The sequence below is a fragment of the Lactococcus sp. KTH0-1S genome (genome assembly GCF_052544945.1).
Map to the genome: position 1 here is coordinate 473872 of NZ_CP195165.1, position 19826 is coordinate 493697.

At 39.5% G+C, this 19826-nt stretch carries 13 protein-coding genes, 15 tRNA genes and 3 rRNA genes; 28 read left to right on the top strand and 3 right to left on the bottom strand.

All coding sequences use genetic code 11. The features are described from left to right. Positions 1 to 20: 20 nt before the first annotated feature. From ACRYLU_RS02380 to recU, 3 genes are all read right to left on the bottom strand, one after another. A complete protein-coding gene (locus ACRYLU_RS02380; RefSeq protein ID WP_038599353.1) occupies positions 21 to 653 on the bottom strand; it encodes an MBL fold metallo-hydrolase in 633 nt (210 codons plus the stop codon). After that, complete coding sequence (locus tag ACRYLU_RS02385) at positions 654 to 2666, bottom strand: transglycosylase domain-containing protein (protein WP_445081366.1); 2013 nt, start codon at positions 2664 to 2666, stop codon at positions 654 to 656. A 67-nt stretch (positions 2667 to 2733) separates the two neighbouring features. Further along, positions 2734 to 3375 carry a Holliday junction resolvase RecU gene (gene recU, locus ACRYLU_RS02390; protein WP_445081148.1) on the bottom strand — a complete coding sequence of 214 codons (642 nt, stop codon included), beginning with the start codon at positions 3373 to 3375 and terminating at the stop codon, positions 2734 to 2736. Positions 3376 to 3455: 80 nt separating this feature from the next. On the opposite strand from recU, the gene ACRYLU_RS02395 reads away from it, so the two are divergent. From ACRYLU_RS02395 to ACRYLU_RS02530, 28 genes are all read left to right on the top strand, one after another. Continuing rightward, positions 3456 to 3980: a DUF1273 domain-containing protein gene (locus ACRYLU_RS02395; RefSeq protein ID WP_445081149.1), complete on the top strand. Its 525-nt coding sequence runs from the start codon at positions 3456 to 3458 to the stop codon at positions 3978 to 3980. 159 nt (positions 3981 to 4139) lie between these two features. Then, positions 4140 to 4526 (top strand): transcriptional regulator Spx, encoded by a 387-nt coding sequence (gene spx / locus ACRYLU_RS02400; protein ID WP_010905435.1) that lies wholly within the window; start codon positions 4140 to 4142, stop codon positions 4524 to 4526. 90 nt (positions 4527 to 4616) lie between these two features. After that, the gene (locus ACRYLU_RS02405) at positions 4617 to 4898 is read left to right on the top strand and encodes a UPF0223 family protein (RefSeq protein WP_003131743.1); all 282 of its coding nucleotides are present in this window, start codon (positions 4617 to 4619) and stop codon (positions 4896 to 4898) included. After that, a complete protein-coding gene (locus ACRYLU_RS02410) occupies positions 4864 to 5643 on the top strand; it encodes an inositol monophosphatase family protein (RefSeq protein WP_445081150.1) in 780 nt (259 codons plus the stop codon). The genes ACRYLU_RS02405 and ACRYLU_RS02410 overlap by 35 nt, the downstream gene beginning before the upstream one ends. Before the next feature lie 93 nt (positions 5644 to 5736). Continuing rightward, positions 5737 to 7017: a UDP-N-acetylglucosamine 1-carboxyvinyltransferase gene (murA, locus tag ACRYLU_RS02415; protein WP_445081367.1), complete on the top strand. Its 1281-nt coding sequence runs from the start codon at positions 5737 to 5739 to the stop codon at positions 7015 to 7017. Further along, positions 7017 to 7208, top strand: coding sequence for a DNA-directed RNA polymerase subunit beta (locus ACRYLU_RS02420; protein ID WP_003131739.1), 192 nt, complete (start codon positions 7017 to 7019; stop codon positions 7206 to 7208). The genes murA and ACRYLU_RS02420 overlap by 1 nt, the downstream gene beginning before the upstream one ends. A gap of 156 nt (positions 7209 to 7364) precedes the next feature. Then, the gene (gene tig / locus ACRYLU_RS02425) at positions 7365 to 8648 is read left to right on the top strand and encodes a trigger factor (RefSeq protein WP_038599359.1); all 1284 of its coding nucleotides are present in this window, start codon (positions 7365 to 7367) and stop codon (positions 8646 to 8648) included. A gap of 411 nt (positions 8649 to 9059) precedes the next feature. Further along, a 16S ribosomal RNA gene (locus tag ACRYLU_RS02430) occupies positions 9060 to 10606 on the top strand. A 93-nt stretch (positions 10607 to 10699) separates the two neighbouring features. Next, positions 10700 to 10772 (top strand) — tRNA-Ala (locus ACRYLU_RS02435). A gap of 138 nt (positions 10773 to 10910) precedes the next feature. Further along, positions 10911 to 13811, top strand: a 23S ribosomal RNA gene (locus ACRYLU_RS02440). A gap of 83 nt (positions 13812 to 13894) precedes the next feature. Further along, positions 13895 to 14010, top strand: a 5S ribosomal RNA gene (gene rrf, locus ACRYLU_RS02445). The 16S, 23S and 5S rRNA genes sit together here with 15 tRNA genes alongside, the layout of an rRNA operon. 3 nt (positions 14011 to 14013) lie before the next feature. Next, positions 14014 to 14086: transfer RNA gene (locus ACRYLU_RS02450), tRNA-Val, on the top strand. A gap of 29 nt (positions 14087 to 14115) precedes the next feature. Further along, positions 14116 to 14188 (top strand) — tRNA-Asp (locus ACRYLU_RS02455). Between the two features lie 17 nt (positions 14189 to 14205). Next, positions 14206 to 14278 (top strand) — tRNA-Lys (locus tag ACRYLU_RS02460). An 8-nt stretch (positions 14279 to 14286) separates the two neighbouring features. After that, positions 14287 to 14368 (top strand) — tRNA-Leu (locus ACRYLU_RS02465). Positions 14369 to 14380: 12 nt separating this feature from the next. Next, positions 14381 to 14453, top strand: a tRNA-Thr gene (locus ACRYLU_RS02470). A gap of 25 nt (positions 14454 to 14478) precedes the next feature. After that, positions 14479 to 14550, top strand: a tRNA-Gly gene (locus tag ACRYLU_RS02475). Between the two features lie 39 nt (positions 14551 to 14589). Further along, a tRNA-Arg gene (locus ACRYLU_RS02480) sits at positions 14590 to 14663 on the top strand. Between the two features lie 5 nt (positions 14664 to 14668). After that, positions 14669 to 14742, top strand: a tRNA-Pro gene (locus ACRYLU_RS02485). 37 nt (positions 14743 to 14779) lie between these two features. Beyond that, a tRNA-Met gene (locus ACRYLU_RS02490) sits at positions 14780 to 14853 on the top strand. Positions 14854 to 14865: 12 nt separating this feature from the next. Further along, positions 14866 to 14939 (top strand) — tRNA-Ile (locus tag ACRYLU_RS02495). Positions 14940 to 14946: 7 nt separating this feature from the next. Further along, positions 14947 to 15019: transfer RNA gene (locus ACRYLU_RS02500), tRNA-Phe, on the top strand. A 10-nt stretch (positions 15020 to 15029) separates the two neighbouring features. Continuing rightward, positions 15030 to 15100: transfer RNA gene (locus ACRYLU_RS02505), tRNA-Gly, on the top strand. 26 nt (positions 15101 to 15126) lie between these two features. Further along, positions 15127 to 15200: transfer RNA gene (locus tag ACRYLU_RS02510), tRNA-Ile, on the top strand. Between the two features lie 42 nt (positions 15201 to 15242). Beyond that, a tRNA-Ser gene (locus ACRYLU_RS02515) sits at positions 15243 to 15330 on the top strand. Positions 15331 to 15508: 178 nt separating this feature from the next. Continuing rightward, complete coding sequence (gene dnaG, locus ACRYLU_RS02520; protein ID WP_445081151.1) at positions 15509 to 17422, top strand: DNA primase; 1914 nt, start codon at positions 15509 to 15511, stop codon at positions 17420 to 17422. Between the two features lie 76 nt (positions 17423 to 17498). Next, a complete protein-coding gene (rpoD, locus tag ACRYLU_RS02525) occupies positions 17499 to 18842 on the top strand; it encodes an RNA polymerase sigma factor RpoD (protein ID WP_003130829.1) in 1344 nt (447 codons plus the stop codon). 113 nt (positions 18843 to 18955) lie between these two features. Next, positions 18956 to 19699, top strand: coding sequence for a MurR/RpiR family transcriptional regulator (locus tag ACRYLU_RS02530; protein ID WP_228248911.1), 744 nt, complete (start codon positions 18956 to 18958; stop codon positions 19697 to 19699). Positions 19700 to 19826 lie beyond the last annotated feature (127 nt).

Sequence of the window (19826 nt, forward strand, 5' to 3'; positions counted from 1 at the left end):
ATAGAATCAGTAACTTTTTTTTATTGGAAAAAAGGATTATTTTGTTTTTCAGTACCAATACTTGTTTTTGGACCATGACCAGGAAAGACTTGAGTATTTTCATCAAGTGTGAAGAGTTGCTCACGAATTGATTTTAAAAGTTGCGCTTGATTTCCAGTAGGTAAATCCCAGCGTCCTATAGCATTCTTAAAAAGTGCATCCCCACTAAATACAAAAAACTCATTTTCCAATGTAAAAAGCAGACTTACTCCACCAATAGAATGTCCCGGCGTTTCGAGCACTTGAAACTTGAAAGCATCAATATCGTAAAACTGATTAATTTCATAAAAATAATCAGCTTCAGGGCCAGTCACAGCAGTTCCTAGGAAAAAGAGTGATGCATTTAATTTAGGATTTTTCATCCATTCTTTTTCTGCTGAATGAAGATAGATAGGAACATCAGGAAAATGTTCTCTCAGTTCATTCAGCCCCATAATGTGGTCGAAATGAGCGTGTGTCAGTAAAATGGCGGAGAGTGTTTTGTCAGTAATTTTAAGACGTTCAAGAAGTGCTGACGAATCACTTCCAGGATCAATAATGAGATGTGAAGTAGAATTGCTCAGGAGATATGTATTCTCCTGAGCAATTTTATTAACAATTTTTTCAATTTTCATTTAGTTACCATTAGCGGAGGATTGACTTATTGTTTGACCAGAACTATCTGTTTTGACAAGAGCAGTTCCTTCTTGACTAACACCCTCAGGCATTGTCCATGTCGCAACAGATGAAGGATCAGGAGTAAGTTGAGTCATCATAGATGAGAAAACTTTGGTTGCAATTCGAGTACTTGTACCATAAATCGGCGTCATTCGATTTGAATAACCGGTCCAAACAGCCATTGAATACTGAGGAGTATAACCAACAAAGTTTTCGTCTGGAGAAACCATTGAGCCAGCAAAACCTGGAACAGAACCATATTTTTCATTAATTTGAGTCATTTCACTATCTGTATAGTTAGATGTACCAGTTTTACCAGCAGCTGCTAAGCCGGGAACAGCAGCATAAGAACCAACAGATTCAGAAAGTGGCAAAGTTAAAACACTTTGAAGAATATTGGTCATGATATATGCTGTTGAAGATTGCATTGCTCGTGAGCGAACTGGTTTGTATTCAACTGTACGACCATCGGGAAAGACAACTTTGGAAACATAGTAAGGTTTAGTGTAAATCCCACCATTTGAGAAGGCGGCATAAGCAGCAGCCATTTGTTCGGAACTTGCTCCACCGTTTTTCGTGCTAGTATTACTAGAAATAGCATTAGAATATTGCATAGGGTCCAAATTAATCCCTAAACCGTTAACAAATTTACTAGAATTATCTAGTCCAACATTGATTAAAGTTTTAACAGCTGGGATGTTACGAGAAAGTGCTAAGGCACTTTTGACAGTCATTGAACCAAAATAAGTATTATCCCAGTTTTTTAAAGGCGTTCCATTTGGATAAGTAGTTGGGGAATCGGAAACATAATTATTAGTTGAAGTATAAATATTATTTTCAAAAGCTGGACCGTAGTCGACAATTGGCTTCATGGTCGAACCCCAATCTCGGTCTGTTTGCACGGCTTGGTTAAAGCCAAAAGTAACATTGCTTGGTTGATTACGACCGCCAATTTGTGCAATTACAGCACCTGTTTTGACATCGGTAACAGTTGAAGCAACTTGCATTGTATCATCTGGATAAGTGATATAGTCGCCAGTGTTAACAATATTATATAGATTTTGTTGGGCTGTTGTATCAAGAGTAGTATAAATTTTAGCTCCCTCAGTCAAAATATCATCTCCAGCCAAAGTTTTAGCTTGAGCAATTGCCTGTTTGAGGAAATTATCAGCATAACTTGGAATTGTTACACTTGGTTTTAAAGTTTGAAGCCCATCATCAATTGGGGTAGCCAGTGCTTTCTTTTCTTCTTCCGCTGTAATTTTATCATAACGACGCATTGCACGGATAACCATATCACGGCGCCATTTAGCAGAAGTAGGGTTAGTATATGGATTGTAAGTATTAGGAGCTTGCGGCATTCCAGCAAGTAGGGCAAGTTGAGCGATTGAAAGCTCAGTTAAATCTTTACCATAATAGGCTTGGGAAGCAGTTCCCATTCCATAATAACCGTTTGCCATATTAACTTTATTAACATACGCTGTAAAAATTTGCTCCTTGGTCCATTTTTGGTCTAATTTTAAGGCCATCCAAGCTTCTTGAATTTTAACACTTAAAGTTTGGTCTGATTCATCGGTTGAGAAGAACGATAGTTTAATGAGCTGCATATCAAGTGTAGAACCGCCGTTTAAAGAACCACCTTTAAAATTATTAACAAAAGCACCAGCAATCCGAATGGGGTCAATTCCACGAGTATTGAAGAAACGATGGTCTTCAATAGAAGTAACCGCATTAACCAACATTACTGGAATATTATCGGTTTTAACAAGATTTCTTTGTTCAGCTCCCAAAGTTGCCACTACTTTTTCGCTAGAGTCATAAACTTTAGTAGAAGGTTTAGATTCAAGTTTGTCCAAATTGAGCGCAGGTGCATCCTTAGCATAATAAACGAAAACGGCGCCCCCAGCGGCTAAGGCTAGGATAATTAATGAAAAGAAAGCAATTAAAAATAATTTTACTGCCGTCCACATTTTAGATTTGGCGGAACCGCGTTTTGTACGTTTTTTTTGTTTATTTTTCTTAGATTTAGTAGAAATTTTACTGTACCTCACAAAGTTTATTCACAATTTCTAGATAAGGAATTCTAGGAATGTGGTTCGTTTCAATTTTATAGCCATTTTCGCGAATATGAGAAAATGGAATTGACTTTAAACCGCCTTTTTCGTAATAAAAAGTAATCAAACACGAAGATGGAAGAAGATATGTTTCATTTAGCCTTGCAAAGTGCAAGAGGACAAAAGCAATTCCCCCTTGAGCGAGAACATTACTCATATGAACAATTTGATGCTCATGGAAATTCTTTAGAGGAAAAACAGTTTTTTGCTGTGTTTCTTTTGCTTCAAAATCGATGTAGTGACCTTTATAGACTCCAGAGTAGTCAGTAGTTGATGCTTGCCTAAAGTAAGCTTCTGTAATTTTTGCACGACTCCTTTGTGGATAATCTACTTTAACGATTTGGATTGGTGTTGGCTTTTTGTGGATAACTGCAAGTCCGCGCGAAAGATAATACTCATTTGTTGCATTAATTTCAGCTTCAAAATTCATTCCTCGCTTCCCAAAGGCAACCATCCCTTTGGCTTTTGAGGTGCTTTTTTTAGTTACTGATAGCTCTGTCAGTAATTTTTTTTTCTTAGGAACAGTGCTGTAAGCTCGCGACCTTCCATTAGGATAATTAACCATTCTGTCTTCTACCTTTATAAAATTCTCAGTTAGTTATATAATGTCTATTATAACATAAATTTTACAAGGGGAAAATATTTATGAATTCACTACTAATCATGGGTTATACAAGTTTTGACCTAGGTATTTTCAATGAAAAAGACATAAAAGTATCAATAATAAAAAAAACAATTAGAAGAAAATTAATCAATTTTTTGGAGGAAGGACTTCGTTGGATTATTTTTACAGGTAATTTGGGTTTTGAATACTGGGCGTTGGAAGTAGCAAAGGAACTTCAGACAGATTATGACTTTCAAATTGGGACAATTTTTTCTTTTGAAACACATGGCCAAAATTGGAACGAAAGTAATCAAGTTAAGTTGGCAGCTTTCAAGCAAGTAGATTTTGTGAAATACGCTTTTGAAACGTATGAAAGTCCAAGCCAATTCCGTCAGTACAATGATTTTATACTGGAAAACACCGAAGGAGCTTTTGTTTTTTACGATGAAGAAAATGAGACAAAATTAAAATATATGGTCGAAAAAATGAAACAAAGCACTAATTATGAAGTTTATTTGCTTGATTTTGAAGATTTACAAGAAACTTTTGAAGAAATGAATGAGTGATTTCGTAATTTTTAGAAGAAAATAATTACTAAAAATCATTACGTTACTTTTTTTGCGATATTAATTTTGATATAATACTTAGCAGATGTAAATTAGTTTTTATCCAATGAGGAGAAAAATAAACTTACTGATAATTTTAAAAGGATGGGAAATAGGACTGTGATTGATTTATATTTGTCGCCATCATGTACCAGTTGCCGTAAAGCGCGCGCTTGGTTGCAAAGCCATAAGGTTCCCTTTGTAGAGCACAACATTTTGACACAACCGATGACAACAAACGATTTGCGTCATATCTTGACGAAAACGGAAAATGGAACAGAAGATATTATTTCGACACGGTCAAAAGTTTTTCAAAAATTGGCTGTGGATGTTGATAATTTGACTATTAATGAATTATTAGACTTGGTAACAGAATTTCCAAATTTATTAAGACGTCCAATTATTACTGACTCAAAACACCTGCAAATTGGCTTTAACGAGGATGAAATTCGTGCATTTTTGCCACGTGAATATCGTCGAGCAGAAATGTTAAGTACAATAGATTAAGATTTAGGCAGCAAAATTTACTGACAACAATTCTGTCAGTGAATTTTGCTGAATTTTATAGATTTTTTAGCCTGAACGGGCGGGAGAAACATGAAAGAAAATTATAATTATCCTCTTGATTTAAGTTGGAGTACTACTGAAATGACAGAAGTGCTCTCTTTTTTCAATCAAGTTGAAAAATTTTATGAAAGCAAAGTTGAAAAAGAAGTTTTTCTAGAATCCTATAATGCTTTCAAAAAGATTGTTCCCTCAAAAATGCAAGAAAAACAGCTTGGACGTGATTTTGAACTAAGCAGTGGTTACTCACTTTATCATGCAGTCAAGGAGGTAAAAGCTAGTGGAAAAAGATTTGTCAGTGCTGACAAGGCTTGAATTAGCTAAAGATTGGGTAAGAGATGCTGGAAATTTCTTAAAAGAAAATATAGCTGCTCCGTTCGAAATTACTGAAAAGACTCGCTATGATGACTTAGTGACAAATTTTGACAAAGAAGTCCAAGAGCAAATTGTAGCCAATATTCTCCATCATTTCCCGGAAGATAAGATTTTAGCCGAAGAAGACGAAGAAAAAATAAAGTTCGATTCAGAAATTCCGCATCTCTGGGTCTTAGACCCAATTGATGGAACAACAAATTTTATTGTTCAAAAAGATAATTTTGCCGTGATGCTTGCTTATTATGAGTATGGTGTTGGTAAATTTGGTCTGATCCTAGATGTAATGAAGGATAAACTTTATTGGTGTGATAGCCACAAAGCCTTTTGTAATCAAAAAGAATTGGAACTCAAAGAAAGACCTTTGGCTCAAAGTTTGCTTGGAGTTAATAGTTACATGTATAGATCTAATAGTGGAGGCTTGTTAGATTTAAGCCATCAAACTTTAGGGGTTCGTATCATTGGTAGTGCAGGTATCAGCTATGGTCAGCTTCTGGAAGGGAAGATAATCGGTTATTTCAGTAGTCTTCAGCCTTGGGATTATGCAGCTGGAAGTATTATTGCTGAAAGAATTGGTTATGTTACATTGACTATATCGGGTGAAATCCCCCATTTTAACTGTAGAGAGCGAGTATTCACTGCTCCCTCATACTTAATTTCTGAAATACAAAAATACATCAAAAAATAAACAGAGTGAAATATTTCAGAAAAATGGAAAGTACTTTTATGTTATAATCTAAAAATATAAAATAAAATTTAGAGGAAAAATAGGATTTAAATGATGGATAAAATAATTGTAAAAGGTGGGCAAACAAAACTTCAAGGTGAAGTTGAAATAGAAGGAGCAAAGAACGCCGTTCTTCCTCTTCTTGCAGCAACATTACTTGCTAGTGAGGGTGAGGTTGTACTTACTAATGTCCCTATTTTAAGTGACGTTTTTATGATGAATAATTTGGTAAATCATCTTGGTACTGCGATTAGCTTTGACCAGGAAGCAAAGAAAATTATTGCTAAATCAAATTCAGAAATAAAAACAACTGCACCATATGAGTATGTCAGCAAAATGCGTGCCTCAATCGTTGTTATGGGACCAATCTTAGCCCGCAACGGACAAGCACGCGTATCAATGCCTGGTGGATGTTCCATTGGATCTCGACCAATTGATTTACATTTACGCGGTTTTGAACAAATGGGAGCAACGATTACTCAAAATGCTGGTTATATTGAAGCTAAAGCTGATAAATTAAAAGGAGCTCATATCTACCTTGATTTTCCATCAGTAGGAGCTACTCAAAATCTTATTCTTGCTGCGACACTAGCTGACGGAACAACAACACTTGAAAATGCAGCACGTGAACCAGAAATTGTTGACTTAGCAAACCTCCTAAATAAAATGGGAGCAAATGTTAAGGGGGCCGGAACAGATACAATTATTATTAAAGGTGTTGAAAAAATGCATGGGGCAAACCATTCGGTTGTTCAAGACCGAATTGAAGCAGGAACTTTCATGGTTGCGGCCGCAATGACACAAGGTGATGTTTTAATCAAAGATGCGATTGCTGAACATAACCGTCCATTGATTTCAAAACTTAGCGAAATGGGTGTAATTTTTACCCAAGAAGAGTCTGGTCTTCGAGTTGTTGGCCCTGAAAAACTAAAAGCAACAAGTGTTAAGACTTTACCACATCCAGGATTTCCTACAGATATGCAATCACAAATGACAGCTGCTCAAGCCGTTGCCGTGGGAGAATCAGTGATGGTAGAGACAGTATTTGAAAATCGTTTCCAACATTTGGAAGAAATGCGTCGTATGGGATTGGAAGTTGACATTACTAGAAATACAGCTCTTATTCAAGGAAATTCAAATTTACAAGGTGCTGCGGTAAAATCAACAGATTTACGGGCAAGTGCCGCATTGATCCTTTTGGGATTGGTTGCCAAAGGGCAAACAACTGTTAGAAGATTAAGTCATTTAGACCGAGGCTATTATAAATTCCATGAAAAATTAAAAGCTCTGGGAGCTGATATTATTCGTGTAGAAGTCAAAGACGGAGAAGGCTAATGTTTAAGAAAACCATAAAATTTTTAGGACTAAGACTCTCTATTATTATTTTTGTTATAGTTCTACTAGTTCTTGCAGCCGTTTTAGGACTTATGGTTGGTTATGGTTTTCTAGGTGGAGGAAATCCTTCCAACGTTTTCAACCATAATTTATGGAAAGAAGTTATGGATAAACTTAGCCCTGCAAAATAATAAAAGACTTGATTCGGAAGAATCAAGCCTTTTATTTTGCTAAAAAATTACGATTTATAAGTCAAAAAAGCTAGTCTTTCTTGAAATATAGCGGATTTTATGCTATTCTTGAAAGGTATGAATTTCTGAGCTCAGGCTCAAAATAAGGAGAAAAAAATGACTGTAAGTTTTGAAAAAACTAGTGATACTAAAGGTACACTCTCATTTTCAATTGACCAAGAAACAATTAAAACTGGGCTTGATAAAGCCTTTAATAAAGTAAAAGCAAACATTAGCGTTCCTGGTTTCCGTAAAGGTAAAATCAGCCGTCAAATGTTTAATAAAATGTACGGTGAAGAAGCGCTTTTTGAAGAAGCTTTAAACGCTGTTCTTCCAACTGCTTATGATGCAGCTGTAAAAGAAGCTGGTATCGAACCAGTTGCACAACCAAAAATTGATGTTGCAAAAATGGAAAAAGGTTCTGACTGGGAATTGACTGCAGAAGTTGTTGTAAAACCAACAGTTTCACTTGGTGACTACAAAGACCTTACAGTTGAAGTAGAAGCAACAAAAGAAGTTTCTGACGAAGAAGTTGAAACACGCTTGACTAACTCTCAAAACAATTTAGCTGAACTTGTAGTAAAAGAAACTGCTGCTGAAAATGGTGATACTGTTGTTATTGACTTCGTTGGTTCAGTTGATGGTGTTGAATTTGAAGGTGGAAAAGGTTCTAACCACAGCCTTGAACTTGGTTCAGGTCAATTCATTCCAGGATTTGAAGAACAACTTGTTGGAACTAAAGCGGGTGAAACTGTAGAAGTTAAAGTTACATTCCCAGAAAACTACCAAGCTGAAGACCTTGCTGGTAAAGAAGCACTTTTTGTTACAACTGTTAATGAAGTAAAAGCAAAAGAATTGCCAGAACTTGATGATGAACTTGCTAAAGATATTGACGAAGAAGTTGAAACTTTGGATGAGCTTAAAGCTAAATTCCGTAAAGAACTTGAAGAATCAAAAGCAGAAGCTTATGATGATGCTGTAGAAACTGCTGCAATCGAAGCTGCTGTTGCCAATGCTGAAATCAAAGAAATTCCAGAAGAAATGATTCACGAAGAAGTTCATCGCGCTATGAACGAATTCCTTGGTGGAATGCAACAACAAGGGATCTCTCCAGAAATGTACTTCCAAATTACTGGGACTTCTGAAGATGATCTTCATAAACAATATGAAGCAGACGCTGACAAACGCGTGCGTACAAACCTAGTAATCGAAGCAATCGCTGCTGCTGAAAACTTTACAACTTCAGATGAAGAAGTAAAAGCAGAAATTGAAGATCTTGCTGGTCAATACAACATGCCTATTGAACAAGTTGAAAAACTTCTTCCAGTTGATATGCTTAAACATGATATTGCAATGAAAAAAGCAGTAGAAGTTATTGCTACAACTGCAAAAGTAAAATAATTTCATATAATAATGATAAAAAAATAAGCGTCAGTAACTACTGGTGCTTATTTTTTTATCATTAATTTGAATTTTAAGTGAGATTTAGTTCATGGACTTATCATAATAAGCGAAGAATCGATCCGATTATGAATAGAAGTTATAAAAAATACACATTATAAAACATGACAACCGCGGGGTTTTCCGGACGTAAGATAAAAAAAGGGATAAAAGTCACAGTTAATTCTTGACAATGAGAAGTAGGTTTGATAGAATATAATAGTTGTCGCAAGAGACGAGGGTCTTGAAGCGATAAGCTAGACCATTGAAAACTGAATAAAGAAGAATGACTCATGTGATGTAGTAAGATACATCAAAAATCTGTCAATCAATAATGAAAGACAAGCCAGTCACCTAGGTGACTTAAATACTTTATTTGAGAGTTTGATCCTGGCTCAGGACGAACGCTGGCGGCGTGCCTAATACATGCAAGTTGAGCGCTGAAGGTTGGTACTTGTACCGACTGGATGAGCAGCGAACGGGTGAGTAACGCGTGGGGAATCTGCCTTTGAGCGGGGGACAACATTTGGAAACGAATGCTAATACCGCATAACAACTTTAAACACAAGTTTTAAGTTTGAAAGATGCAATTGCATCACTCAAAGATGATCCCGCGTTGTATTAGCTAGTTGGTGAGGTAAAGGCTCACCAAGGCGATGATACATAGCCGACCTGAGAGGGTGATCGGCCACATTGGGACTGAGACACGGCCCAAACTCCTACGGGAGGCAGCAGTAGGGAATCTTCGGCAATGGACGAAAGTCTGACCGAGCAACGCCGCGTGAGTGAAGAAGGTTTTCGGATCGTAAAACTCTGTTGGTAGAGAAGAACGTTGGTGAGAGTGGAAAGCTCATCAAGTGACGGTAACTACCCAGAAAGGGACGGCTAACTACGTGCCAGCAGCCGCGGTAATACGTAGGTCCCGAGCGTTGTCCGGATTTATTGGGCGTAAAGCGAGCGCAGGTGGTTTATTAAGTCTGGTGTAAAAGGCAGTGGCTCAACCATTGTATGCATTGGAAACTGGTAGACTTGAGTGCAGGAGAGGAGAGTGGAATTCCATGTGTAGCGGTGAAATGCGTAGATATATGGAGGAACACCGGTGGCGAAAGCGGCTCTCTGGCCTGTAACTGACACTGAGGCTCGAAAGCGTGGGGAGCAAACAGGATTAGATACCCTGGTAGTCCACGCCGTAAACGATGAGTGCTAGATGTAGGGAGCTATAAGTTCTCTGTATCGCAGCTAACGCAATAAGCACTCCGCCTGGGGAGTACGACCGCAAGGTTGAAACTCAAAGGAATTGACGGGGGCCCGCACAAGCGGTGGAGCATGTGGTTTAATTCGAAGCAACGCGAAGAACCTTACCAGGTCTTGACATACTCGTGCTATTCCTAGAGATAGGAAGTTCCTTCGGGACACGGGATACAGGTGGTGCATGGTTGTCGTCAGCTCGTGTCGTGAGATGTTGGGTTAAGTCCCGCAACGAGCGCAACCCCTATTGTTAGTTGCCATCATTAAGTTGGGCACTCTAACGAGACTGCCGGTGATAAACCGGAGGAAGGTGGGGATGACGTCAAATCATCATGCCCCTTATGACCTGGGCTACACACGTGCTACAATGGATGGTACAACGAGTCGCGAGACAGTGATGTTTAGCTAATCTCTTAAAACCATTCTCAGTTCGGATTGTAGGCTGCAACTCGCCTACATGAAGTCGGAATCGCTAGTAATCGCGGATCAGCACGCCGCGGTGAATACGTTCCCGGGCCTTGTACACACCGCCCGTCACACCACGGGAGTTGGGAGTACCCGAAGTAGGTTGCCTAACCGCAAGGAGGGCGCTTCCTAAGGTAAGACCGATGACTGGGGTGAAGTCGTAACAAGGTAGCCGTATCGGAAGGTGCGGCTGGATCACCTCCTTTCTAAGGAATATATACAAAGACGTGAGCATTCAACTTTATTCAGTTTTGAGGGGTTTAGTGATAAACCTAAGCAAGAATCAAATTCTTGATTGTGGGGCCTTAGCTCAGCTGGGAGAGCGCCTGCTTTGCACGCAGGAGGTCAGCGGTTCGATCCCGCTAGGCTCCATTGTCAGACAAGACGTTAAAATCACTTGAACATTGAAAACTAAATAACAATATCTAATAACGATAAATAAACCAAAAGCTGTGAATTTTAAAGAATTTACAAACTTATACTTGAAAAACGATGATTATAAATCATCATGGCAAAGTTAATAAGGGCGCACGGTGGATGCCTTGGCACTAAGAGCCGATGAAGGACGTGACTAACGACGATATTCTAGGGGGAGCAGTAAGTACGCCTTGATCCCTAGGTCTCCGAATGGGGAAACCCAGCTGCTACTAGCAGTTATTCATGAGTGAATACATAGCTCATGTAAAGGTAACGCAGAGAACTGAAACATCTAAGTACCTGCAGGAAGAGAAAGTAAAAACGATTTCGTAAGTAGCGGCGAGCGAACGCGAAGAAGGGCAAACCAAGAAGCTTGCTTCTTGGGGTTGTAGGACTGCAACGTGGACTTAAGCATTATAGTCGAATAACCTGGGAAGGTTAATCAAAGAGGGTAATAATCCCGTAGACGAAATAGCGCTTATACCTAGCAGTATCCTGAGTAGGGCTGGACACGCGAAATCCAGTTTGAATCCGGGAGGACCATCTCCCAACCCTAAATACTCCTTAGTGACCGATAGTGAACCAGTACCGTGAGGGAAAGGTGAAAAGAACCCCGAGAGGGGAGTGAAATAGCACCTGAAACCGTGTGCCTACAAGAAGTTCGAGCCCGTTAATGGGTGAGAGCGTGCCTTTTGTAGAATGAACCGGCGAGTTACGTTATGATGCGAGGTTAAGTTGAAGAGACGGAGCCGTAGGGAAACCGAGTCTGAATAGGGCGACTTAGTATCATGATGTAGACCCGAAACCTAGTGACCTATCCATGAGCAGGGTGAAGGTGTGGTAAGACGCACTGGAGGCCCGAACCAGGACACGTTGAAAAGTGTTTGGATGACTTGTGGATAGCGGAGAAATTCCAAACGAACTGGGAGATAGCTGGTTCTCTCCGAAATAGCTTTAGGGCTAGCGTCGAAATGTAAGTGTATTGGAGGTAGAGCACTGTTTGGGTGAGGGGTCCGTCTAGGATTACCAATCTCAGATAAACTCCGAATGCTAATACACATGTTCGGCAGTCAGACTGCGAGTGCTAAGATCCGTAGTCGAAAGGGAAACAGCCCAGACCAACAGCTAAGGTCCCAAAATATATGTTAAGTGGAAAAGGATGTGGGGTTGCACAGACAACTAGGATGTTAGCTCAGAAGCAGCTATCATTCAAAGAGTGCGTAATAGCTCACTAGTCGAGTGACCCTGCGCCGAAAATGTACCGGGGCTAAACATATTACCGAAGCTTTGGATTGATATTTTATCAATGGTAGGAGAGCGTTCTTAACCGCGATGAAGGTATACCGTGAGGAGTGCTGGAGCGTTAAGAAGTGAGAATGCCGGTATGAGTAGCGCAAGATAAGTGAGAATCTTATCCACCGTAAGACTAAGGTTTCCAGGGGAAGGCTCGTCCGCCCTGGGTTAGTCGGGACCTAAGGCGAGGCCGAAAGGCGTAGTCGATGGACAACTGGTTGATATTCCAGTACTAGATATGATCGTGATGGAGGGACGCAGTAGGCTAAGAGATGCCAGTTAATGGATTCTGGTCTAAGCAGTGAGGTGTGAGATGTGTCAAATGCATTTCTCTTTAACATTGAGCTGTGATGGGGAAGCAACTACGGTTGCGAACTCTCTGATGTCACACTGCCAAGAAAAGCTTCTAGCGTAAAGTCATATCTACCCGTACCGCAAACCGACACAGGTAGTCGAGGCGAGTAGCCTCAGGTGATCGAGAGAACTCTCGTTAAGGAACTCGGCAAAATAGCCCCGTAACTTCGGGAGAAGGGGTGCTGGTGTAAAAGCCAGCCGCAGTGAATAGGCCCAAGCAACTGTTTATCAAAAACACAGCTCTCTGCTAAACCGCAAGGTGATGTATAGGGGGTGACGCCTGCCCGGTGCTGGAAGGTTAAGAGGAGTGCTTAGACGTAAGTCGAAGGTATGAATTGAAGCCCCAGTAAACGGCGGCCGTAACTATAACGGTCCTAAGGTAGCGAAATTCCTTGTCGGGTAAGTTCCGACCCGCACGAAAGGCGTAATGATTTGGGCACTGTCTCAACGAGAGACTCGGTGAAATTTTAGTACCTGTGAAGATGCAGGTTACCCGCGACAGGACGGAAAGACCCCATGGAGCTTTACTGTAGTTTGATATTGAGTACCTGTAAGTCATGTACAGGATAGGTAGGAGCCATTGAAATAGGGACGCTAGTTTCTATTGAGGCGTTGTTGGGATACTACCCTTGACTTATGGTTACTCTAACCCGCTGGCATAATCGGCCAGGGAGACAGTGTCTGACGGACAGTTTGACTGGGGCGGTCGCCTCCTAAAGAGTAACGGAGGCGCTCAAAGGTTGGCTCAGATTGGTTGGAAATCAATCGTAGAGTGTAAAGGTAAAAGCCAGCTTGACTGCGAGAGCTACAACTCGAGCAGGTAGGAAACTAGGACTTAGTGATCCGGTGGTACCGCATGGAAGGGCCATCGCTCAACGGATAAAAGCTACCCTGGGGATAACAGGCTTATCTCCCCCAAGAGTTCACATCGACGGGGAGGTTTGGCACCTCGATGTCGGCTCGTCGCATCCTGGGGCTGTAGTCGGTCCCAAGGGTTGGGCTGTTCGCCCATTAAAGCGGCACGCGAGCTGGGTTCAGAACGTCGTGAGACAGTTCGGTCCCTATCCGTCGCGGGCGTAGGTAATTTGAGAGGATCTGTCCTTAGTACGAGAGGACCGGGATGGACTTACCGCTGGTGTACCAGTTGTTCCGCCAGGAGCACGGCTGGATAGCTATGTAGGGAAGGGATAAGCGCTGAAAGCATCTAAGTGCGAAGCCCACCTCAAGATGAGATTACCCATTCGTAAGAATTAAGAGCCCAGAGAGATGATCTGGTAGATAGGCTGGAAGTGGAAGAGTTGCGAGACTTGGAGCGGACCAGTACTAATCGCTCGAGGACTTTACCAAAAGAGTCAAATATAATAGGCTTATGGTTTAAAAGTTAGAAGAATTGTTATTTAGTTTTGAATGTTCAAGGTAACATTTAATGATTTGGTCATCATTGCGATGGAGATACACCTGTTCCCATGTCGAACACAGAAGTTAAGTCCATCTACGGCGGAAGTACTTGGGGGTTGCCCCCTGGGAGATAGGCGAGTGGCCAAGTTTTGGGAGTTTAGCTCAGCTGGGAGAGCATCTGCCTTACAAGCAGAGGGTCAGCGGTTCGATCCCGTTAACTCCCATTGGTTGTTTCAGCCATTAAGTGAATAAAGGTTCTGTAGTGTAGCGGTTATCACGTCGCCCTGTCACGGCGAAGATCGCGGGTTCGATTCCCGTCAGAACCGTTAGTAGAAATACTAATGACTCGTTAGCTCAGTTGGTAGAGCATTTGACTTTTAATCAAAGGGTCGCTGGTTCGAGCCCAGCACGGGTCATAATCCTAGCGGATGTGGCGGAATTGGCAGACGCACTAGATTTAGGATCTAGCGCTTAACGGCGTGGGGGTTCAAGTCCCTTCATCCGCATACTAGGTATTAGCCGACTTAGCTCAGTTGGTAGAGCATCTGATTTGTAATCAGAGGGTCGCGTGTTCGAATCATGTAGTCGGCATTGTCGGAAGACACAAAGTTTAAGTGCGAACGTAGTTCAGGGGTAGAACACAACCTTGCCATGGTTGGGGTCGCGAGTTCGAATCTCGTCGTTCGCTTACTAGTATTATTACTAGTTATTTATAAAAATGTTATTTGCAGGCGTGGCTCAACTGGATAGAGTACCTGACTACGAATCAGGCGGTTGTAGGTTCGAATCCTACCGCTTGCATATAACGGGAAGTAGCTCAGCTTGGTAGAGTACTTGGTTTGGGACCAAGGTGTCGCAGGTTCGAATCCTGTCTTCCCGATTGATGTTTTTACATCAATTTGACTTAGGTCAAAAATGGCGGTGTAGCTCAGCTGGCTAGAGCGTTCGGTTCATACCCGAGAGGTCGGGGGTTCGATCCCCTTCGCCGCTATATTTATCAGCTGGATCTTTAGCTCAGTTGGTTAGAGCTATCGGCTCATAACCGATCGGTCGCTGGTTCGAATCCAGCAAGATCCATATCTTTGGCTCGGTAGCTCAGTTGGTAGAGCAATGGATTGAAGCTCCATGTGTCGGCGGTTCGATTCCGTCTCGCGCCATTCTTTGTTAGCGGATGTAGTTTAATGGTAGAACCCCAGCCTTCCAAGCTGGCTACGCGAGTTCGATTCTCGTCATCCGCTTAGTTTTCAATTGAAAACAATAAATTGGGAGTTTAGCTCAGTTGGTTAGAGCACTGTGTTGATAACGCAGGGGTCCCAGGTTCGAATCCTGGAATTCCCATAATGGATATGTAAAGTATCTATTCATTGTTAATAAGCCTATGGGGGGTTACTCAAGAGGCTGAAGAGGACGGTTTGCTAAATCGTTAGGTCGGGAAACCGGCGCGAGGGTTCGAATCCCTTACCCCCCTTTGTTCGACGTCTATTCTTTAATAGGCGTCTTTTAGACTTTAAAGCCATAAAATCAGTAAAATTTCGTAAGTTATATTTATTTTAGAAAATGAATGATGATTAAGAACCTTTCTGAAGTGTTATACTTATTTTATGAGATTACTTTTATGATTAATCGTAGGGAAGAAGGGGGAGATTATGGTTTCACTTGACACTGAGGTTGTTAATGATTTAAAGTCAAAAGTTAATATAGCTGATTTAATTTCACAGTATGTTGCTTTAAGTCGTACAGGTAAGAATTATATTGGTTTATGCCCTTTTCATGGTGAGAAAACTCCTTCTTTCAATGTAAATGCTGAAAAAGGTTTTTATCATTGTTTTGGCTGTGGGCGCTCTGGGGATGCGATTGAGTTTTTAAAAGAATACAATCAAGTTGGATTCGTTGATGCTGTTAAGGAACTGGCTGATTTTGCAGGAGTTACTCTTAACATTTCTGATGATAGAGAAGAAAAAAATAATCCAAATGCTCCATTGTTTGGAATCAATAACCAGGCTGCTCGTTTATACAATATTCTATTGATGTCAACGGAGTTGGGTGAACGGGCTAGGAAATATCTTGAGGAGCGGGGGATTACTGATGATGTGATCAAGAGATTTAATATTGGTTTAGCGCCTGAAGAAAATGATTTTATTTTTAAAAATTTATCAAATAAGTTTGATGAAGAAATTATGGCAAAGTCTGGTTTATTTCATTTCTCAAATAATAAAGTTTTTGATGCTTTTACGAATCGAATCATGTTTCCAATCACCAACGAATACGGACAGACAATTGGTTTTTCTGGACGTAAATGGCAGGAAAATGATGATTCTAAAGCCAAATATATTAATACTTCAGCAACAACTATATTTGATAAATCTTATGAACTTTGGAATTTAGATAAAGCAAAACCAACAATTTCTAAGCAGCATGAAGTTTATTTAATGGAAGGTTTTATGGATGTTATTGCGGCTTATAAAGCTGGAATAAATAATGTTGTTGCCTCAATGGGGACGGCATTAACCGAAAAACACGTGCGCCGTTTGAAACAAATGGCAAAAAAATTCGTATTAGTTTATGATGGAGATTCTGCTGGGCAAAATGCAATTTATAAGGCCATTGATTTGATTGGTGAATCTGCTGTGCAGATTGTGAAGGTTCCAGAAGGACTTGATCCAGATGAGTATTCTAAAAATTATGGTTTGAAGGGATTATCTGCCTTAATGGAAACGGGGCGTATTCAACCCATTGAATTTTTAATTGATTATTTGAGACCTGAAAACCTTGCTAATTTACAAACGCAACTTGATTTTATTGAACAGATTTCACCAATGATTGCAAAGCTTCCATCGATTACGGCTCAGGATGCTTATATAAGAAAATTAGTTGAGATTTTGCCTGATTTCGAGTATAATCAAGTGGAGCAGGCTGTAAATTTACGGCGTGAAAATATGACAATTACTGACCATCCTGTCAGTAATTTAGATGCTTCAAGTTTGACCGAAAGTTTTACTGACGAAAATGATTATTCTAGTCTTGAATCGGTCATGCCTGTAGATTTTGAGGAACATTATTATGAGAATAATGTTAAAACTCAACAAACTTACAGAAGAAGTGAATCGGCTCAAGTTGTTCAACCATCTGTTCAGGTTCCTAAGTTGTCACGTTCGGAAAAAGCCGAAGAAATGCTACTCCATCGAATGATTTATCATTCATCAGTTTTGAAAAAATTTTCTCAAGATGAAAATTTTAGATTCGTCCATAAACGTTATCAGGATTTATTTGATAAAATCTTGCTTGAAGCAATGGTTTATGAGCAAATTGATGAATCACACTTAGCAAGTGAGCTGTCAGACGAAGAACGTAGTCTGTTTTACCAGATTATAAGTTTAGATTTGCCTGATACAGCATCAAGTCAGGAAATCAATGACTTAGTTTCCATTTTTTCTAATGAAATGGAACAAATAAAATTTGAAGAACTCATTCAACAGTTGGCAACTGCTGAGAAAGCAGGAAACAAAGAACGTGTCTTAGAGTTAACCCTTCAGATTATTAACCAAAAGAAAAAATTATGATAATTTTTTACTGACAATTGGCTAGTCTATTTAATGACAGTTTTGTCAGTAGTTTTACCCAAAGAGGAGGAGCGAATTGGCAGCAAATAAAAAAAGAATAAGTCAAATTTCAAAAGAAACTGGCGTTCAAAACCGTGTTTTGGTTGAGAAGGCTCAAGAAATTGGCTTACTTGTAAAATCACATTCAAGTTCAGTTGGACCTGGTGAAGAACGTCGTCTTCTTGAAGCATTAAATGTTAAACCTGTTGTTGTTGAAAAGATGGATAGTCCTAAGACATTAGCAAGAGTTGAAGTCAAAGAAAATGGTGATACTTTTAACGTAAAAGCTTATGAAAAAGCAGTTAAAAGCTATATTACCAAACGTAAACCTTTGGGTGAAGCACTTGATGAAGAAATCATGGATGAACTTTCTGTTAAATTTGGGATTGTTGATGATGCGCTTGAAGATTTGTTTAAACAAATTCAAGATGCAGGAATTTCAATTGTGGATAAAGATGGAAATCCAAGTCCTTTGGCTCTTGTCACTGATGAAATTGAAAAAGAAGAAGTTTCAGATACTGCAATGGATGAAATTGTTACGAATGTTCGTATCGATGATCCTGTTCGCATGTATCTTAAAGAAATCGGTCGTTATCCATTGATTTCTCTTGATGAAGAAACAAAACTTGCTGAAGCAATTATTGCTGGTGGTGAAGGGGCAGAATTTGCGAAACAAATGCTTGCCGAAGCCAACTTGCGTTTGGTTGTTTCAATTGCAAAACGTTATTCTGGACGTGGAATGCAATTTTTGGACTTGATTCAAGAAGGAAATATGGGCTTGATGAAGGCTGTGGATAAATTTGACCATACAAAAGGATTCAAGTTCTCGACTTATGCCACATGGTGGATTCGCCAAGCAATTACACGTGCGATTGCTGACCAAGCCCGCACGATTCGTATTCCAGTGCATATGGTTGAAACAATCAATAAATTGATTCGTGTTCAACGTAATCTTTTGCAAGAACTTGGACGCGATCCTTCACCAGAAGAAATTGGTAAAGAGTTGCACATGGCGCCAGATAAAGTTCGTGAAGTTCTGAAAATTGCTCAAGAACCAGTCTCACTCGAAACACCTATCGGTGAAGAAGATGATTCACATCTTGGTGACTTCATTGAGGATGATGTAATCGAATCACCTGTTGATTATACAAACCGTATTCTTTTACGTGAACAGTTAGATGAAGTTATGGACACTTTGACTGACCGTGAAGAAAATGTTTTGAGAATGCGTTTTGGTCTTGATGATGGACGCATGCATACTTTGGAAGATGTTGGTAAACAATTCAAAGTGACACGTGAACGTATTCGTCAGATTGAAGCAAAAGCAATCAAAAAACTTCGTCACCCACGTCGTTCTAAACCGTTGCGTGACTTTATGTAATTTAAAAACTTACTGATGAAACTGTCAGTAAGTTTTTTTATATTTTTTTAGAGATAATATGTATTATGATTAAGTTTGTATTATATAAAATTAGTTTTATTCAGAGGAGTTTTATGAACCATTTAACTAGTGTCGAAATTTATATTTGGAATTATTTAGAAGAAAATAAAGCAAAAATAATTCAAATGACGGTTGCTCAAATTGCTGAATCTGCCCATGTCAGTCCTTCATCAATTATTCGAACTTTGAAAAAGAAAAATTTTTCTGGATTTTCTGAATACAAAAATATGGAAAAACAAAAATTAAATAGACATGATTGGATTTATGGGCTGACAAAAGCTGCAAATCAAGTTGTCTCTGAAAATATTGAAGAATTATTAATGACAGTAAGGCTGCTAGAGAGTGAAAACTTAGCTAAAGTTGTTGAAAATATTTTTCATGCAGCTTCAGTCGTGATTATTTCAAGAGGATTATCTGTTCGGATAGCGGACTCATTTGCGAGAGATTTGCAATTTTTAGATGTTAAAGCTGTCAGCTTATATCAAGATAATATGCAAGCATATCTTGAAAAATTGCCTAGAAATACGTTTGTAATTGGTCTTAGCTTATCAGGTGAAACAGATTTGATTGTGGCAACAGCACAAAAGGCCAAAAGAGATGGAAAAAAGGTTTTAGCTATTACTGGTAACTATAAGAGTAGGCTGGTTGAACAAAGTGATTTGCTTTTGCTTGCTTATCAAAAGAACCTGTCAGGGAAAATCCTTGTTGATTATAATAATATGCTCCCCTTAGAATTAATTATTCACCTTTTAATCCAACTTTACAAACAGTATAAAGAATACGGTGCAATTGTTTGAGTGCTAGAGATTTACTGACAGATTGCAATGGAAGCTGACGATGATATTCTGTCAGTAAATTTTTTTGATTTAAAAATAAATTCCTGAAATTATGGCTTAATCAGGAATTTATTTCAAATGGGAGTGG

What these genes read in the sequence shown, in the direction of transcription:
- ACRYLU_RS02405 (WP_003131743.1), top strand. Translation starts at nt 4,617, where the DNA reads ATGAAAGAAAATTATAATTATCCTCTTGATTTAAGTTGGAGTACTACT.
- ACRYLU_RS02380 (WP_038599353.1), bottom strand. Translation starts at nt 653, where the DNA reads ATGAAAATTGAAAAAATTGTTAATAAAATTGCTCAGGAGAATACATAT.
- dnaG (WP_445081151.1), top strand. Translation starts at nt 15,509, where the DNA reads ATGGTTTCACTTGACACTGAGGTTGTTAATGATTTAAAGTCAAAAGTT.
- ACRYLU_RS02385 (WP_445081366.1), bottom strand. Translation starts at nt 2,666, where the DNA reads ATGTGGACGGCAGTAAAATTATTTTTAATTGCTTTCTTTTCATTAATT.
- ACRYLU_RS02395 (WP_445081149.1), top strand. Translation starts at nt 3,456, where the DNA reads ATGAATTCACTACTAATCATGGGTTATACAAGTTTTGACCTAGGTATT.
- recU (WP_445081148.1), bottom strand. Translation starts at nt 3,375, where the DNA reads ATGGTTAATTATCCTAATGGAAGGTCGCGAGCTTACAGCACTGTTCCT.
- ACRYLU_RS02530 (WP_228248911.1), top strand. Translation starts at nt 18,956, where the DNA reads ATGAACCATTTAACTAGTGTCGAAATTTATATTTGGAATTATTTAGAA.
- tig (WP_038599359.1), top strand. Translation starts at nt 7,365, where the DNA reads ATGACTGTAAGTTTTGAAAAAACTAGTGATACTAAAGGTACACTCTCA.
- ACRYLU_RS02420 (WP_003131739.1), top strand. Translation starts at nt 7,017, where the DNA reads ATGTTTAAGAAAACCATAAAATTTTTAGGACTAAGACTCTCTATTATT.
- murA (WP_445081367.1), top strand. Translation starts at nt 5,737, where the DNA reads ATGGATAAAATAATTGTAAAAGGTGGGCAAACAAAACTTCAAGGTGAA.